The organism is Vibrio rumoiensis 1S-45 (assembly GCF_000286955.2).
GTDB classification, from domain to species: Bacteria; Pseudomonadota; Gammaproteobacteria; order Enterobacterales; family Vibrionaceae; genus Vibrio; species Vibrio rumoiensis_A.
In genome coordinates this window covers 1-16,728 of the sequence record NZ_AJYK02000029.1, presented here as the reverse complement: position 1 = coordinate 16,728, position 16,728 = coordinate 1, and the positions used below count along the sequence as shown (strand labels likewise).

Annotated in this window: 19 protein-coding genes; 12 read left to right on the top strand and 7 right to left on the bottom strand. The window is 39.1% G+C overall.

From position 1 onward, the window contains the following. The 6 genes from A1QC_RS04340 (at position 1) to A1QC_RS04315 (ending at position 4,308) form a co-directional block, all read left to right on the top strand. Positions 1–699, top strand: coding sequence for a MotA/TolQ/ExbB proton channel family protein (locus tag A1QC_RS04340; RefSeq protein WP_017023658.1), 699 nt, complete (start codon positions 1–3; stop codon positions 697–699). Then, positions 696–1,130, top strand: a complete 435-nt coding sequence (locus tag A1QC_RS04335; protein ID WP_017023657.1) for an ExbD/TolR family protein — start codon at positions 696–698, stop codon at positions 1,128–1,130. Before A1QC_RS04340 ends, A1QC_RS04335 begins: the two co-directional genes overlap by 4 nt. Further along, positions 1,127–1,996 (top strand): ABC transporter substrate-binding protein, encoded by an 870-nt coding sequence (locus A1QC_RS04330; RefSeq protein WP_017023656.1) that lies wholly within the window; start codon positions 1,127–1,129, stop codon positions 1,994–1,996. The genes A1QC_RS04335 and A1QC_RS04330 overlap by 4 nt, the downstream gene beginning before the upstream one ends. A gap of 22 nt (positions 1,997–2,018) precedes the next feature. Further along, entirely contained in the window at positions 2,019–3,053 is a 1,035-nt protein-coding gene (locus A1QC_RS04325) for a FecCD family ABC transporter permease (protein ID WP_017023655.1), read from the top strand. Continuing rightward, positions 3,053–3,910 carry a heme ABC transporter ATP-binding protein gene (locus tag A1QC_RS04320; RefSeq protein ID WP_017023654.1) on the top strand — a complete coding sequence of 286 codons (858 nt, stop codon included), beginning with the start codon at positions 3,053–3,055 and terminating at the stop codon, positions 3,908–3,910. The genes A1QC_RS04325 and A1QC_RS04320 overlap by 1 nt, the downstream gene beginning before the upstream one ends. 92 nt (positions 3,911–4,002) lie before the next feature. Beyond that, a complete protein-coding gene (locus tag A1QC_RS04315) occupies positions 4,003–4,308 on the top strand; it encodes a DUF406 family protein (protein ID WP_017023653.1) in 306 nt (101 codons plus the stop codon). 171 nt (positions 4,309–4,479) lie between these two features. Here the strand turns inward: A1QC_RS04315 and A1QC_RS04310 are convergent, their stop codons facing one another. Continuing rightward, positions 4,480–5,601, bottom strand: coding sequence for a 1-acyl-sn-glycerol-3-phosphate acyltransferase (locus A1QC_RS04310; RefSeq protein ID WP_017023652.1), 1,122 nt, complete (start codon positions 5,599–5,601; stop codon positions 4,480–4,482). Positions 5,602–5,935: 334 nt separating this feature from the next. On the opposite strand from A1QC_RS04310, the gene A1QC_RS04305 reads away from it, so the two are divergent. Next, positions 5,936–6,472 carry a hypothetical protein gene (locus A1QC_RS04305; RefSeq protein ID WP_017023651.1) on the top strand — a complete coding sequence of 179 codons (537 nt, stop codon included), beginning with the start codon at positions 5,936–5,938 and terminating at the stop codon, positions 6,470–6,472. Here A1QC_RS04305 and A1QC_RS04300 read toward each other — a convergent pair. Continuing rightward, positions 6,469–6,990, bottom strand: a complete 522-nt coding sequence (locus A1QC_RS04300) for a nicotinate-nicotinamide nucleotide adenylyltransferase (protein WP_017023650.1) — start codon at positions 6,988–6,990, stop codon at positions 6,469–6,471. The two genes, A1QC_RS04305 and A1QC_RS04300, sit on opposite strands and share 4 nt — an antisense overlap. A 160-nt stretch (positions 6,991–7,150) precedes the next feature. On the opposite strand from A1QC_RS04300, the gene nadE reads away from it, so the two are divergent. Continuing rightward, complete coding sequence (nadE, locus tag A1QC_RS04295; protein WP_017023649.1) at positions 7,151–7,981, top strand: ammonia-dependent NAD(+) synthetase; 831 nt, start codon at positions 7,151–7,153, stop codon at positions 7,979–7,981. Between the two features lie 91 nt (positions 7,982–8,072). Here nadE and A1QC_RS04290 read toward each other — a convergent pair whose 3' ends face one another. Beyond that, the gene (locus tag A1QC_RS04290) at positions 8,073–8,642 is read right to left on the bottom strand and encodes a YceI family protein (RefSeq protein ID WP_026025636.1); all 570 of its coding nucleotides are present in this window, start codon (positions 8,640–8,642) and stop codon (positions 8,073–8,075) included. Between the two features lie 11 nt (positions 8,643–8,653). Continuing rightward, a complete protein-coding gene (locus tag A1QC_RS04285) occupies positions 8,654–9,193 on the bottom strand; it encodes a cytochrome b (protein ID WP_017023647.1) in 540 nt (179 codons plus the stop codon). 384 nt (positions 9,194–9,577) lie between these two features. On the opposite strand from A1QC_RS04285, the gene msrP reads away from it, so the two are divergent. The 4 genes from msrP to A1QC_RS04265 all read left to right on the top strand — a co-directional run bounded on the left by msrP (position 9,578) and on the right by A1QC_RS04265 (position 13,024). Continuing rightward, positions 9,578–10,597, top strand: coding sequence for a protein-methionine-sulfoxide reductase catalytic subunit MsrP (msrP, locus tag A1QC_RS04280; protein WP_017023646.1), 1,020 nt, complete (start codon positions 9,578–9,580; stop codon positions 10,595–10,597). A gap of 3 nt (positions 10,598–10,600) precedes the next feature. Next, on the top strand, positions 10,601–11,245 hold the full coding sequence (gene msrQ, locus A1QC_RS04275) for a protein-methionine-sulfoxide reductase heme-binding subunit MsrQ (protein ID WP_017023645.1): 645 nt from the start codon (positions 10,601–10,603) through the stop codon (positions 11,243–11,245). Between the two features lie 58 nt (positions 11,246–11,303). Next, the gene (locus A1QC_RS04270; RefSeq protein WP_026025635.1) at positions 11,304–12,095 is read left to right on the top strand and encodes a lipase family protein; all 792 of its coding nucleotides are present in this window, start codon (positions 11,304–11,306) and stop codon (positions 12,093–12,095) included. A gap of 161 nt (positions 12,096–12,256) precedes the next feature. Then, a complete protein-coding gene (locus A1QC_RS04265) occupies positions 12,257–13,024 on the top strand; it encodes an EAL domain-containing protein (RefSeq protein WP_017023643.1) in 768 nt (255 codons plus the stop codon). Positions 13,025–13,171: 147 nt separating this feature from the next. On the opposite strand, the gene ppiC is transcribed toward A1QC_RS04265, so the two are convergent. From ppiC to A1QC_RS04250, 3 genes are all read right to left on the bottom strand, one after another. Next, the gene (ppiC, locus tag A1QC_RS04260; RefSeq protein ID WP_017023642.1) at positions 13,172–13,450 is read right to left on the bottom strand and encodes a peptidylprolyl isomerase PpiC; all 279 of its coding nucleotides are present in this window, start codon (positions 13,448–13,450) and stop codon (positions 13,172–13,174) included. 88 nt (positions 13,451–13,538) lie between these two features. Then, entirely contained in the window at positions 13,539–14,222 is a 684-nt protein-coding gene (locus tag A1QC_RS04255) for a MaoC family dehydratase (RefSeq protein WP_017023640.1), read from the bottom strand. A 553-nt stretch (positions 14,223–14,775) separates the two neighbouring features. Then, positions 14,776–16,506 (bottom strand): choice-of-anchor I family protein, encoded by a 1,731-nt coding sequence (locus tag A1QC_RS04250; protein ID WP_017023638.1) that lies wholly within the window; start codon positions 16,504–16,506, stop codon positions 14,776–14,778. Positions 16,507–16,728: the final 222 nt, after the last annotated feature.

Sequence of the window (16,728 nt, the reverse complement as noted above, 5' to 3'; positions counted from 1 at the left end):
ATGGAATTTATCAACCAAACACAGCAACACTTTGGCTTAATGGCTTGGCCTTTAATGATCTGCTCATTGCTAACACTCATTATTATTACTGAGCGCCTTATTCATGTAATTGCCAATTTACACTCAGGTCGTAAAGAGATTAGCTCCTTACTTGCCAATGCAAATTCATCCAATCCCACCGATATACAGATGGTCATTGATGCTATTTCAGAGCAAAAAGCTTTAGTTTTTCAAGCAACGAGCTTATTGCTTCGTCAATCTCATATTGAAAAAAACTTAAGAGAAGATCTCTTAGGCATCTGGTTACAAGAGAAGCGTCATCAATTACAAAGTGGTTTGAAAGTCTTAAGCCTAATTGGTGTGATTAGCCCGTTATTAGGTTTATTAGGTACGGTATTAGGCTTAATTGAAATGTTCAAAGGTGTGGCAATGAGCTCTGGTAATATCACCCCTAACGACTTAGCCGACGGCCTAGGTTTAGCAATGAAAACAACAGCCGCAGGTTTAATTATAGCCTTACCTGCCATTGTGGGAGCGCAATTATTTACTCTATGGTCTGAGCGTTTATTAGCAAAATTAGAACACAGTTTAAACCGCACTAATCTGTGGTTATCTGGTGTTCATGATAGCCCCTCTAACAAGCACTCAAACCAATCGACAAAGAATAACACGACATTAAATCAACAGGTTTTCGAATGATACGATCGAATCAACATATACAACCCCATTCGATAACTCCAGATCTAACCCCTTTATTGGATATTATTTTCATTGTAATGGTGTTTTTATTATTAACCGCTTCGGTAAAGCTCGCTTCCTTAGAGGTTGAACTTCCTTCCAATGAAACTAGTCAATCTGAAGCCATTGATACCCAATCCATTACTTTAAATATCTTAAAACAAGCGCCTCATTGGGCGATTGATGGAAAATCTTATCCAGATTGGAATAGCTTCAAAGAAGCTTTGTTATCACAGGTAGCAAAGCCTGCCCAAGAAGATAAACCTAAAAAAGATATTGTAATTGCTGCGGATAAAAGTGCAGAAATTCAGCACATGGTCAAATTATTCACATTTTTACAAGAACAAAAAATCTCTGCGACCCAAATCCTAATGGAGGATAAACTTCAATGACGTATTCGATATCTCCAACTCTAATGCGAGCACGAACCGTCTCGTTTATTGCCAGCATCAGCATTGGGTTAATGACCCCTTCTCTTGTTAATGCACAAGAAAGAATCATTAGTGCCGGAGCAGCAGTAACGGAAACAATCGAAGCATTAGGTGCCAGTAAAAACCTCATTGCTATAGACGTCACCAGCATTCAACCAAGTGACTCGCCACTCCCGGTTATTGGCTATCACCGTCAGTTATCGGCTGAAGGACTCATTGCTTTAAAACCGACGATGATCATCGGATCAGATGAAATGGGGCCAGACACAACATTAGATCTTCTAAAACAAAGCAATATAAAAGTCACCGTAGTTAACTCTGAACCTTCTGTTGACGGTTTAAAACAACGAATCGATGAAATTGCTCAACTGACGAACAGTGAATCACAAGCTCAGAAACTTAAATCGTTAGTAAATAGCCAAGTTGAGAGCCTTCAAAAACATTCGCGCACGGAAAAGAAAAAAATTCTATTTTTACTCATTCACTCCGGTCGTCCAGCAAATGTTGCAGGTAGTGGCACAACCCCTGATGCCATTATTAATCTAGCAGGAGGCATCAACCCTGCCGCTGAACAATTAAATTCATATAAGCCAATCTCTGTTGAATCCATGCTTCAAATGCAACCCGATGTCATTCTAGTCAGTGGCCGCAGCTTTAAAGAAATGGGTGGAGCAGCAGGCGTGATTAAAAAAATGCCAATGTTAGCGTCCACCCCTGCTGGAAAGTCTCAATCCATCATCACCATAGATGGGCATGCTTTAGTCGGTGGTTTAGGGCTTAAAAGTCTTTCTGAAGCCCAACGTATCCAAACATTGATATACCCTTAATGGACTAAAACAGGTACAGCAAATGTTACGCCAATTTTCACTCGCACCTTTGTTATTGTTTTTTACATTGTTACTCGCCACGACAGCAGTGCTGTCAATTACTGTTGGACCAATGAAAATTACGTTCATACACAGTTTACAAGGCTTGTTTCCGACATCGACACCCTTGCCTGAATATGTATCTTTAATTATTCATCAAGTCAGGCTACCCAGAACACTGTTATGTATGTTTGTTGGCGGTACGTTAGGTTTATGTGGTGCGGTGATGCAAGGTTTATTTAGAAACCCGTTGGCCGAACCGGGGATCATTGGCGTGTCATCAGGGGCAGCTTTAGGGGCAGCACTGGCTATTGTTTTATTTTCTGGCGTGAGTGCCAATTACCCTACCTTTATGAATCTTGCAGCCGTTCCCATTTTTGCTTTTATTGGTGGCGCTTTAACAACCATCGTAGTGTATAAGCTAGGTACCAGTGCCATGGGAACTTCTGTCACTATTATGCTTCTCGCAGGAGTAGCTATCAGTGCCCTTTCTGGCGCGGCTATCGGCTATTTAAACTTTATTGCGGATGACCAAATGTTAAGAGACTTAACGCTCTGGTCTATGGGTTCACTTGCTGGGGCTACGTGGTCTGGCATTGCTTTATCTGCCATTTCTTTAGTCTTACTCACTTATCTATTTATGAAGCAAGCTATGCCACTAAACGCCTTATTATTAGGTGAATCGGAAGCCAAACACATGGGGGTTCCGGTACAATCTTTAAAGCGTAAATTAATTTTACTTACCGCTGTGGGTGTGGGTGTAACGGTTAGTCTCAGCGGAATGATTGGGTTTGTCGGGCTTGTTATTCCTCATTTGGGCAGAATGTTAGTTGGACCGGATCACCGAGTGTTATTACCTGTATCTATTCTCTTAGGCGCGCTTCTCCTCACTGTTGCAGATATGTTTGCCCGCATCGCTGTTGCACCCGCCGAATTGCCCGTTGGAATAGTGACAGCCATTGTTGGCGCACCATTTTTCCTTTATTTATTATTTCAACAAAAAGGAAAGTTCGCATAATGGTTCCAACTACTTATTCAAATGAAAATTCGGTCGTGTCTTCTCCGGATAATCTACGTTATGACAATATCAACGCTATTACTGCTTCGCACCTTAATCTTAAATATGGTCAAAAAGTCATTCTTGATAACATCAATATTGAGCTTAAAACTGGTCAAGTTACCGCTTTACTCGGTCCAAATGGTGCAGGTAAAAGCAGTTTATTGAAAATCCTATGCGGAGAACAAGAAGCGGATATTAATTCTAATCAACCGCCTGTAATTCAATACTTTGGAAAACCAAGAACTGAATGGAACAAAAATGTCTTAGCAAAACATTTAGGTATTTTGCCACAACACAGTACCCTTTCATTTCCCTTTCTGGTGAAAGAAGTGGTTGAACTTGGCGGATTACCTTTAACCATTTCCAATGTGGGATTGAAAAGTATTTCTGAGCAATGTATGTCTGATGTAGGTATCCAACATATTAAAGACCGCATGTATCCTTCCTTATCCGGAGGTGAAAAACAACGCGTTCATCTTGCTCGAGTTTTAACTCAATTAAGCCAAGCCAAAGATCATAAAATATTTATGTTGGATGAACCAACCTCTGCGTTAGATTTATCTCATCAGCACAATACACTCATGCTCGCAAGAGAAATGGCGCGCTCTGGCGCCGCGATTGTTGTCGTGTTACATGACCTCAACCTTGCATCTCAGTATTCAGACCGCATTTTATTGTTGAATAAAGGTAAGATCGTGGCAGATGGATCGCCGTGGGAAACCCTAACTTCAGACATAATAGAAAATGTTTACCAACAAAAAACCATGATCACACCACACCCTAATTACGATATTCCGGTTGTTATGCCTATTTAACCGATTAAATCTTGTCCTTGCTCAATATATTTCACGCATTTTGACCTAGAATAGTGAGTAAAGTCACAACGATTTAAGCAGAGGAATTAGAAATGACAACAGAAGTAGACGTTGTTGAAAATGAAGTATGTGAAGCTTGTGGTTGCAGCGCAGAAATGGGATTTATCATCAAAGAAGGTGACGATGTCGCTGAAGTCACTATTTTGGCCCAAGGCAAAGACGTATTACTTACTCAACTTGAACCGTATCTAAAATTGGCAGAGCGTGTTAATCCAAATTATGAACATCAAGTTGATGATCTCGCTGAAGATGCGAATCAACTCACCGCTAGAATCAAATTTGAATGCAGCGCAGAAAAACTGATTTTTGAGCTTCAAAGCCGCTCATTGAATCGTTAGAAGTTTCAAAATTACTGACGCACAAAAAAAGCAACTGACAAAACAGTTGCTTTTTTGTGTCTTAAACCTAATTCAGCGATAGCTTTTAGGTAGTATCGTTTTTGTAGCAATAACACTGTTTTATCAGTATCACCGCTACTTATTGCCCTAGAATCATTAAACTAGAGGCACTCAAACCAAATCTAAATTCGATTTTTTAGCCACCGGATTGGCATACATTTCAACAAGCTTCTGCTGTGCACCTGGTGGCATCTGCTTTAATTTACTTGCGAAATTGGCTTCTACTTCATCAGTAATCGCATCACTTTGTTTACCCGCCGCCAATAAATTCACTGGGTATAATCGGTATAAAGAGTGAATTTGGCGGTCCAGTTCTAACGCCATTTCTTCCGGTGTTTCAAAGTTATCAGTAATCACGCTACCAAAACTCACATGAACGCGACCTTTCTCACCAATAATGCCTTTAACGATACTTTCAATATCTTCAAATTCTGTTTTCTCATAACGGCCATTCACTTCTATTTCATGCAACTCTTTGGCTTTGGCAATATCACAAGGATCATTTTCATAGGAAATTGAAACTGGAACGATTTTTAAAGATTTCATATACTCGCCAAAAGGCACTTTTTGACGCCTGCCTTCAACGTTGAACATCTTCAAGATAGCTGGTTCCGTTAGATCATTGCCATCTTTTGCTCGCCCTTCTCGTTGAGCAATCCAAATAGAGTTATTGGTATCAAGTGAATGTTTGATATATGAAGAAAGCAACCCAAGCGCTTTCATCATTTCACGCGGTGCCTTTGCTGAACGTTTCACAATAAAGCTTTTATTTAGCCTCATCATTTCCGTTGCACATGGCATTTTTAACAGGTTATCACCAATTGCAATACGTACCGTTCTATGGCCATTGTTGTATAAACCCCAATTGACCAACGCCGGATCCATCGCAATATCTCTATGATTCGAGATAAACAAATAAGATTGCTCAGGATCGAGTTTATCTAAGCCTGAATAGGTTACCCCATTGGTGGTTTTTTCTAACGTTGAACCCATATACAGCTCAACTTCACGCTGTATATCTTCAACTGTTTTTAGTTTAGACCACTTAAACTTTAGATAGATTTGAATCGCCGGTGAAACGAGCTTTTTGAACCAAGCTGGTTTATGAGAAAAACGATATTTGATAATGGCATTAATAAAGTCTTCATCGTTAATTAAACGTTCAAGCGCTGCCGGGATTTCATCATCGTTATACGGACGAATTTCTTTGTAAGGATCGTTATCTATACTCATTAAATTACTGCAGTTATGAATTAACACGTTATTTTACGTTGCACGGCGTCCAATAGACAGTAGTTATTCAACGCAAAACCTAAAAATCAGCGCGTAAAGTACATGAATTCATAAAAATAGTGAACAGACGCAGGTTTAATTTTTGTCACCAGAACGCTCGAAGATAAAATTACGCGACGTTTGCGTTTAAAGATTGGCATGAAAGCCAGAAAAAGCTAGTCTTAGCGCCCTAGGATTCACCTAACAATCTAAGCTTTTTGACACAATGAATTATTTAATCTCACACCATACCGTTCAACACTCTTTTCTTTCCATGACAGCGAGAAAGAAAACCATGAAGCACAAACTCATCTTTGTGTTGGATGGCCATGTGTCTGCTAGAGTTGGAAAAGAAGAATATGTCATCTCATCGCATGACGCATTTTGGTTGCCATTAGATTGCTTAACAGCCACCACTTACTTTCCCAACACTCATGTCTTAGAAGTAGAGATTTCTGCACGATCACGAAGTCGTTATTCTTATCAGGCTGGTTACTGTGCCATTTCACCACTTACGTTAGCTCTATTACAACAGTTGGCGTTGCAGCCCTTCAATCCAGAAAATAACCAACAATCGACATGGTTAAAAGCGTTAAATTTTGAGTTAGAAACACTAAAACCTCAAATTAATACTGGAGAAAACACCTTAGAAAAAGCATGCAAACAATCTCCAAACGCCATGTCTTTTCAAATGGTCATTAATGTTCGTGAAGCCTTAAAAGCACGCTCTTCAGGCGCTAAACGAGAAAAAGTAATCGCAGACTTCTTTAATGGTTCTGAAAGTAATGCCAATGAACTCTGCCTTGCTATTGCCAATACGCCTTTAAGTTAATCTCGGTATATCCCTTGCTGTTGTATAAAGTCATTCACTAAAGGTGTTGTTAAATCTTCAATGCTTTCCCCATTCAAACACCGCTGTCGGATACTGGTACTTCGAATAGGCAGTGTTTCAGGGCAAGCTAAAACTGACCACTGATGCATAATTGCATCTGCTTTATAAAAACTGGAAAACTTCGCAAAATTATCTGGGCCAATCACAAAAGTTAAACCATCTTCTGGATACAGCTCTTGTAAATTATTAAGCACCGAAAAGGTTGTGACGTTGTCACCTGGAGTATACAAGATTTCTTCTATTCTGCTGAGCTTTGCATTGGGTAAGTCAACATCAATAAGAAATTTTTCAACCATTTGGCAACGAATATCAAACGGTAACATATCTTTGCCCCACGCATGAGCAATGCTAGGGACCAATAAAATTTGATCAAAGTGAGACAAAGAATCCAATACACTTTTATGCCCAAGGCTTGGCGGATTAAATGCGCTACCAAATATGGCAATATTAGATTTCATTCTCTTTCCTTTTACTCTTCGTTTAAATTAGTCACCAGATGGAATTGTATGCAAATAGTGCACATAAATCATCTTGAAAGTTCAACCGCCCCTAGTATCTTAAAGACATTTAGGTATATGATAAATACGTTTATTTTTTGCTGCACAATAAGGAAGCCTCATGGAGCAACTCATCCGCCAAGAAATGCAAGTATTGCCATCAATTGATCCTCAGTTTGAAATCGCTCGTCGTGTCTCTTTTATCAAAAACAAACTAAAAGAATCTGGCTGCAAATCATTGGTTTTAGGGATCAGCGGAGGTGTTGATTCCACAACTTGTGGCCGTCTCGCACAACTGGCTATTGATGAACTTAATCAAGAAAGTCAGTCTACCAGTTATCAATTTATCGCGGTACGTTTGCCATACGGCGAGCAAAAAGATGAAGATGAAGCACAACTCGCGCTATCCTTCATCAAACCAACCCACTCTATTTCAGTGAACATTAAAGCAGGCGTTGATGGTATTAACGCAGCGACGCATGAATCGTTAAGCCACACCAATTTATTACCAAACGATCCGGCTAGGTTAGATTTTGTTAAAGGGAATGTAAAAGCGCGCGCTCGTATGGTTGCTCAATATGAAGTAGCAGGCTACGTGGGAGGCTTAGTACTGGGTACGGATCATTCTGCAGAAAACATTACAGGTTTCTATACCAAATTTGGTGATGGGGCTTGCGATCTCGCACCTTTGTTTGGTTTAAGTAAGCGCCAAGTTCGTCAAGTTGCTGGTGAATTAGGCGCACCTGAACAGTTAGTACAAAAAGTTCCCACCGCGGACTTAGAAGAATTAGCACCACAAAAAGCCGATGAAGATGCCCTGAACCTCACTTACGATCAAATTGATGATTTCCTTGAAGGAAAAGACGTTTCTTCCGATGTAATCGAACGTCTAGTTGGTATCTATAAAGCGACTCAACATAAACGTCAGCCAATTCCGACTATCTACGATTAAATAACAAAACTATTCAAAATATCAACAAAAAGGGCTCACACGAATGCGAGCCCTTTCTTTATCTGTCTATTACAGATGTAGCAACATCAAATTATTGCTTTACACCTTCAACATAAAGATCTAAATCAACGTAGCTCGCTCCAGCCATTTCTTGGATGCCGAAATCTTTTAAATCAATACGGCTTGTGCCTTTAAAGCCTGCACGCTCACCACCCCATGGGTCTTTACCTGCACCGATAAATTCGGCATTAATAGTAATAGGCAGAGTTTTACCATGTAGAGATAAATCACCATCAACAGCCAATTTACCTTCACCTTGATCAGTCACTTTTGTACTTGTGAATGTGGCTTTTGGGTATTTACTAACATCTAAAAAGTCGCCACTTCGGATATGCTTATCACGGTCTGCATGATTTGAATCAATACTGCCCGTATCCACTTCTACACTGACTTTAGAAGCGGCAATATCATTAGCATCATAAGAGAAAGTACCTGCAAAATCATTAAAGCGACCTTGAGTAAAACTGTACCCTAAGTGGCTAACACGGAAGTTGACAGAGGCATGCGCACCTTTGGTATCAATTTTATAATCAGCAGCGATAGCACCCATAGGAAGAACCATGGTCGCACATAAACCTGCTGTGGTTAGCCATTTTTTCATTTCCATTTTGATCATTTTATAGCTCCTGTTATTTTTCTTAAGGTATTGTCTTTATTAATAAAGTGATGTTTTAAAGCTGCTGCTGCATGAACCAATGCAAGCCCTATTAACACGTAAGCAAAATAATAATGTAGAGTCCCTGCAATTTCGGTTTGGTCTTCAAACAAAGCGCCTAACGAAGGTACAGTTACCCAATCAAAAATATCAATTCCACGTCCATCTGATGTTGAAATCAAATAACCTGAAATGAAAATCCCAAAAAGCAGAGCGTACATTAAAGTATGGGCAATCTTAGCTGCTACTTTTTCAAAATGTGACCCTTCAATTTTAGGCGTCGCTGTTATTAACTTCCAAACAACTCTAAATACGGTATAAGCGGCAAGTAACAAACCAACTGATTTATGCCAATGTGGAGCATCTTGATACCATGCACTATAGTAATTGAGATCCACCATCCACCAACCAGCAGCAAATAATCCAATGATGATAATTGCCGATAGCCAATGGTTCAGTTTTGCCAAAAAGTTATATTGTTTTACTTCAAGTTTCATATCATCGTCTACTGTTTCTATTTACTCAGTAAAGTATTACTGAATCCACTTTTTAATCAAACTCATACCACTGAACAACTTGTTCAAAAAAACTGATGCAGTTGTTGGTATTTTGTTGCGAATTATTTCAACACCACCAACCTTTAACTAACACTATAATGTTAGACACTAATACCACACATTTTTTCTGTTTTTTTCTGTAACATTTTGTCAGGCACTTTTGTTTCAGAAGTATCCTACAGCCCGCTTCGGTTAATCTGCGGTACATTATCGATAATTCTATTCAATTAATTGAAATATCTTAATAGCTAGCACGGTCATGTTAAGCAATGATGGTATTTAAAGCGCTTGTTAAACAAGAACAGCGATAAAAAGGACTCTATTATGCTAATTAAAAACCGCCCTTCTTGGTTCTTAAATGAAAATGAATCAACGCCAGAGGCAATTTACAAACAACGCCGTGAAATCGTGAAGAAGCTAGGCCTTGCCGCTGCCGTCACTCCTTTTGCAACTCAAGCAAACGCAGGGCTCTTTGACGTTTTCTCTCCAGCAAAAGATGAAACACCTTATCAAGACCCACGTATAGCATTAAAAGGCATTGATTCAAAGTATTCAACACAAGGCTTGTCGTTAACACCTGAAGATAAAGTATTGACGTATAATAACTTCTATGAATTTGGCACCAGTAAAGGACAACCCGCAGAGCTTGCTAAAGGATTCAAAACCGATCCTTGGACCATAACCATTGATGGTGAAGTAGCCAAAGCAGTAACGCTAGATATGGATGACGTAATGAAAAGTATGCAAATCGAAGAACGCATCTATCGTCACCGCTGTGTTGAAGCTTGGTCAATGAATGTGCCTTGGTTAGGCTTTAGCCTTGCCTCTTTATTAAAACTGGTTCAACCAACCAGCAAAGCAAAGTATGTTGCATTTGAAACGCTCTATGATCCAGAACGTATACCGGGTCAAAGCTCATATTCAGTGGGTGGTGGTATTGACTATCCTTATGTGGAAGGCCTTACCATTGCCGAGGCGATGAACCCACTAACATTAATGACCGTAGGTTTATATGGAAAAACTTTAGCACCACAAAATGGAGCGCCACTACGTTTGATCGTTCCGTGGAAATATGGGTTTAAAGGCATAAAATCTATCGTGAAAATTCATTTACTGGAAGAACAGCCACCCACAACTTGGAATAAATTAGGGCCAAATGAATACGGTTTCTATGCCAATGTTAACCCAAATGTTGATCACCCAAGATGGAGCCAAGCAAGCGAACGCTTTATTGGTGAAGGCAGTATATTTAGTTCACGTAGACAAGATACGTTAATGTTTAATGGTTATGGTGAAGAAGTGGCTTCATTGTACAAAGGTTTAGATCTAAAACGGAATTATTAAGCAATGAAACTGACTCCCAAACACATTATTGTACTAAAAGTTGCCATACATTTAGCACAACTATTCAGCTTTATATGGCTTGTTTTTGCCGTATTGAATGATCATTTGGGAGCGGATCCCGTTCAGCCCATCATACATTTTACCGGTAAAGCAGCATTAAACACATTAATACTCTCTTTATTAATTTCACCAATTGCGCAAAAATTTAAGCAAGGCCAGCTCATCCGAACGCGTCGCCTGTTAGGTGTATATAGTTTTGTTTGGGCTGCTATTCATTTAACTGGATATGCATGGTTAGACCTTGCGCTAGAGTGGCAATTAATTGGCAGTGAGATCATTAAAAGGCCTTATCTCATCCTAGGGGCTACAGTGTGGGTTATCTTATTATTGCTCACCATTACTTCAACACAAGGATTTCAAAAGCGTTTAGGCAAGAAATGGCAACAATTACATAACTGGGTCTATGTAGCCGTTATTTTGGCTCCAATACATTATTATTGGTCGGTGAAATCCGCCATTGTTGAACCCGCTATTTATATCGCTGTTGCGGCTCTGCTATTGTTTGTGCGTAAAGATAAAATTCAAAGATGGCTTAAACCCCTTCATAAAAAATGTCTCCCTACCAGAGCTAAACACCCACAGTCATAATTTCTTCACGGACTCTTGGCATTCTGAATGGTAGAACTTCTAACCATGATGTAATGCCTTGAAGACCCTAAAACGATACCAGTACGAACGTTACGCCGTATTATGCCGCTTAGCCTACCCTAGAGTTTTTAAACAAACTCGTTACGGTTTCGATCCCAACGGGCAACGAATCGTAAAAAATGCAAAAGGCAAAACTTTAATGCGGGTATTGTGGAGCAAAGATAAAGAAGAAGTTATCGTTGTCATTAAAGGCTCTCATAGCCCTTCAGACTGGTTTTTAAATCTCGCTATGTGGCATCGCTCTTGTCTTTCCACATTAGGCTTAAACTACTCAATACACGCAGGGTTTCATTACCTACTACATCAAGAAAGTGTCCCCGCTCATCGACAAGACAAACTCGGTGACCCTGTCTACACCCGCTTAGAGTCCATTCTTAGCCCATTAATTCATTCTGGTAAACGAATTAGCATCACTGGTCATTCATCAGGAGGGGCGATTGGCTTGGTCCTTGCAGACTATTTAGAATTAAAATACCCCAATGTCATTAAGCGTGTGGTGACTTTTGGTCAACCGGCTGTGGGTGGTTGGCGCTTTAAAAAGAATTATCAGCTCGCCCGGCGTACATTTCGCATTTGTTGTGATATTGATATGGTCACATTCCTCCCTCCCATTCCAATTATGTATTGGCATACTGGAAAAATGTTATGGCTTTATAATGAGCGAATTTATGAAAACACCCCCACAATTTTACGACTCGGCCGCTCCATATTCAGTTGGCTGATCAGACCTTTTTCCTACCATTTAATGAGCAAGTACATTCGTGATAAAGACTTTTTCGATGAGCGATAGCATTTATGACGTAATATTGTTCAACGATTAATCAATACATTTTGCACAATTTGATCTATGTTAATTGAGGCGCATAAATTCGCTATGAATAGTTATATTTATAGCAGTTGATCATTCAATTTGTTACATTCTCACCAACTTGGTGCAACAGAGCCTTCTAAATGTCTAATAATATAGAAATTTCTTTCTTCACAGATGAATTTGGCAATCACTTTTCTAAGTATAAAGACTTTTTACTTAGCAGTGTTTTTCAACCAATTTTCAATCAAGAAAATGAAATTATAGGCGTAGAAGCTCTGTTAAGAATCAATGACCAGACTGGAGAGCACATTTGCCCTGGGTATTATTTTTCTGATCAAAACCCTGAAGATGACGATAAGCTAGCCATTGATATTATCAGCCGAATTCTTCACCTAAATAACTTTGCTGCATCTCAATACCGTGATGCAAAATTATTTTTAAATTTCCTGCCTAATTCGAGCAAAATGATTGATTCACCTTGCATGCATGATATTCGTTTCCTACAAGAGCTTGAAAAGCTGAATGTATCATCAAGACAGGTAGTTTTAGAGTTACTAGAAGTTCGCTGTGATAACCTCGATGAATTACAACACTCAATAAAAAACCTAAACAATCATGGCTTTAACATTGCTGTAGACGACTTTGGTTCTGAGCATTCGAATTCTGAACGGGTTCAACTCATTTGCCCAAGCATTGTAAAGATCGACAAAAGTTTACTCGACCACTTCATGAAGGGAGAGAAACAAAAGTTAATTGAGGCAATGAATATTGCCAAAATGTTCCATGCACAAACCGTCATTGAAGGCATAGAAAACCAAAAGCAACTGGATACAATGAGAAGCCTTAACATCGATATGTACCAAGGCTATTTCCTCGCCGTACCGCAACCAATGAGTCCAGCGGCTTAAGCAATCTATATTAGATAAAAACAAAAAAGAGTTCAGCGATCATATTAATCATTGAACTCTTCTTCATAAGAAATATTTATCGTGTAGGTTGCTTTTTGCCACAGTAACCATCTATCGAAATAAGACAATAAAAGCACCTAAACACTTCTAGGTTCTGTAAAGCACCTTGACCACATGCCATCCAAATTTAGTTTTAACTAACTGAGGCTTTAATACTTCGCCGTTAAAACAGGCTTTATCAAAAGCAGGAACCATTGCGCCTTTCTGAAACTCGCCAAGATCGCCGCCTTTTTTACCTGATGGGCATGTAGAGTATTTCTTGGCTAGGGCTTGAAACTTAGCCCCTTTCTTTAGCTGTTCCAAAATATCTTTTGCTTGTGATTCGTGCTTCACTAAAATGTGTAGAGCCGCAGCGGTTCTTGCCATGTCTCAGCCTCATGATGTTTTACTTACCGAAATTAAAAAAGCGCTGATTAGCTGTCAGCGCTTCACAAATATTACTTTGTTATTAAGATTAGAAGTATAAACGAATAACCGATACAACAACACAGCCAGGTCGCCTTACACCATCTATTTCTACTTTAATCTCACGCTCGATTTCAAGACCACGCTTAATTGGAGTCACTTTCAACAATTTACTACGAGCACGAACACTATTGCCTGCTTTAACAGGATATGGAAAACGTACTTCATTTAAACCAACATTCACCGTCATTTTTGCGGTTGGAAAAGGCGGATTTTTTTCATCCACGCTGTCGGTGAGCCGTGACAATAAAGATAAGGTTAAAAAACCATGCGCCACAGTGGTTTTAAAAGGAGATTCTTGCTCTGCTCGCTCAGAATCAGTATGAATCCATTGCATGTCTTCGGTAACTTGACCAAAAGCATTAATACGCTCTTGATCGATAGTTAACCAATCCCCGACATGCATTTCTTCACCAATTTTTTGGCTTAATTCATTAAATAATGCATCCGCTTCCGGCGATAATTCAATATCAGGAACTGCAACAGGTGCAACTTCTTCATTGACAGCTGGCGTTTGATGCTCTTTAAGCCAAGGAAATATTTGCTGTGAGTTTGCACGATTAATAAAATCAGCCCAGTATTCTCTCAATACTGGCGACATCAAATCTTTCAATTCAAATTGATGTTTCGCTAAAGAATCTGTTTTGTGCTTGATGATATCAACGACTCTCATGTTCAGTCTTTGCCCTATAAGATGTTTAAAAGAACTCTTACCAGTAATCTAATAAATGGAATTTTGAACCAGTTCACAAACCTCTGCAAATACTTTCGAGCGTACAGGTGTATCTAAATTTAATGAAAACATCTTTAAATCAATATCTTGTATCAATTTCATCAAATTGTCATTATTTCTTATTTAACATCTTCCTGACTTTTCAATGTCGTTTCGCTCTAAATAAATACATTTGTTCATGATATGGCATCTATCATTGCTCTGCTAGGCTAATCAAATATTAAGCTATATTTTTGAGCCTATTCCTACAAACAAGTGAAGTATATTTTTAGGTTTTCGTCTATACATAAAATAATTAATATGAGGTTAGTTATCTATTCAATAAATACACTTAACTTTCTGTTAAACCAGTCCAAACATAACGGTTTATACTTAATCATAGTAAAACAAAAAAACCTTGTTCATCAGAACAAGGTTTTTAGACTAGCTTTCAAGTATTGGCTACCACTTCAGCCAATTAGAATACGTTATAGCAATCTTATTAAATCTGAAATTATTTAATTTGATATACTGACACCGTTCCACTGACTTCATTTGCCACCAATAAAAGTGCATTTTTGGTTGGGCTATTTTCAGCTTTAATAAAACGCATACCTTCTGGTGCAAGATCACCGGCTTTTGCATAGTCTCCTTTCAAGGTTACCGGGTTTGTAGAATCATCAATTTCATAATCAACGGTTAAATCTCGGTTTAAAATATAATCGACAAAGTTCGGTGCCTTAGGATTAGAGACATCATAAATCATAATGCCGCCCATTCTTTCTAATCCAATAAAAGCATACGTTTTACCATCAACTTGCCCAATGGCCAACGCTTCTGGTTCGCTGCCTTTATCGTCAGAGCGATTATCTTTCTTGTTCTCTGATTCATTTGTATTGAATCCTTCTGGGTAGCGCTCAGCAATGGTCTTCGCAAATTGATTGCCACTATCAAAAACTAATTCACCATTATCGTTCCAAATTGAGAATGAACGTGCGCCAAAGGTGACAATCTTTTCATATTTTCCATCGCCATCTTCATCGCCCATTGCTTTAGTAACTTTTAATCGACCTAATTCTTTATTATCTAGGTGAGAAAGCTGAGGGTGTGTATCGGCTAAGGTTAATTTACCCGCTCTCGTTTCCTCGCTGTAGGCAAGACAGCCATCTTCTTCATCAAATTTGCTCCCACCAGCATCAAGGCAGGACTTTTCATCTGCGGCGCCAAACCACCAATCCCTGGAATCACCTTCGTTAGCTGTAACGGTAAAATGCTGACCATTAACACTGTAACCATATATTGTATCCGGTTGATAAAGACCATAAACTCCTTCCCAAGAACGAATGTTGATTTCTTTGTCCTTATCACTGGCATCGATCCCATTATTTTTATCGCCAAAGTCTTTAAGACCTAATGGATGGATAGCCACAATGTCGTTATTAACCAGATCTATTTTTGCCAAAGCATTGTTTTCTTGTAACGATACCCAAGCTGTTTTGCTGTCATCTGAAACCGTAATATATTCAGGCTCTATATCTTGTGCAAGAGAATGCCCCTTCGGACTAGCAAACTTAAACCCTTTCGCCTGTAATTCTGCTTTTTGGCTTTCAAACTTATCAAACATCATTAACACAGCGGTATTTGCTGGCATGCTATTTTCCATGTTTATAACACCAATACTCCCCACAGGATCAAATTGATAATCCGCTGTAGGTTCGCCTTCATTAGCAACTAACACTTTTTGGCCATCAGGGGTGAAAGTAACCATGTCAGGCAAAGCGCCAACTTGTACCGCTTTAAATAGCTCTGGTTTGTCTTTCTCAATTTTGTAGAAGAGTACAACACCATCATCTTTTTTATTTACATTGGCGACCGCTACCGCCAACCAATCACCATAGATTGAAAGTGAATTAGCCGTTCCTAATGACAAAACTTGGTTATCTGAAGTCGTTACTTTTTCAGGTAAGTTCAAGTGCATGGCCGTTAACGTATTCGCAGTCAATGGATTATTAATTGCCGTAGTAGGAAGCTTGGAAAGTGAAATGATGTCAATGCGGTTCTTTGCGCCATCTACAACATAAGCACTTTGTGTATTTTTATGATAATCAACAATTTCTGCCCCTGCTTCACCGTAAATACCCGTTTGGTAACGACCAACCAGATCCATTGTGAGGGATTTCGCGGGCATTGAAGCCATCATTCCAAGTGCTAATAAGGTTAACGATGGTAAGTTTCCAAGTTTCATTTTAACTCCTGTGTTCGTCCATGAAAATTCAAACTGTAACCTAATGGGTAATGATGAAGATTAAGTTACAGTTATGTGCCATTTTAATGAACGCGTTACCATGAAGTGGAAAACAGAAAAGAAAACATAGAAACAAAGAGTGGAAAGTAAGAAATTCACAGAAATAAAAAAGGCTTATCATTTCTGATAAGCCTTCGTTATAGATGGTGCCCCGGGCCGGAC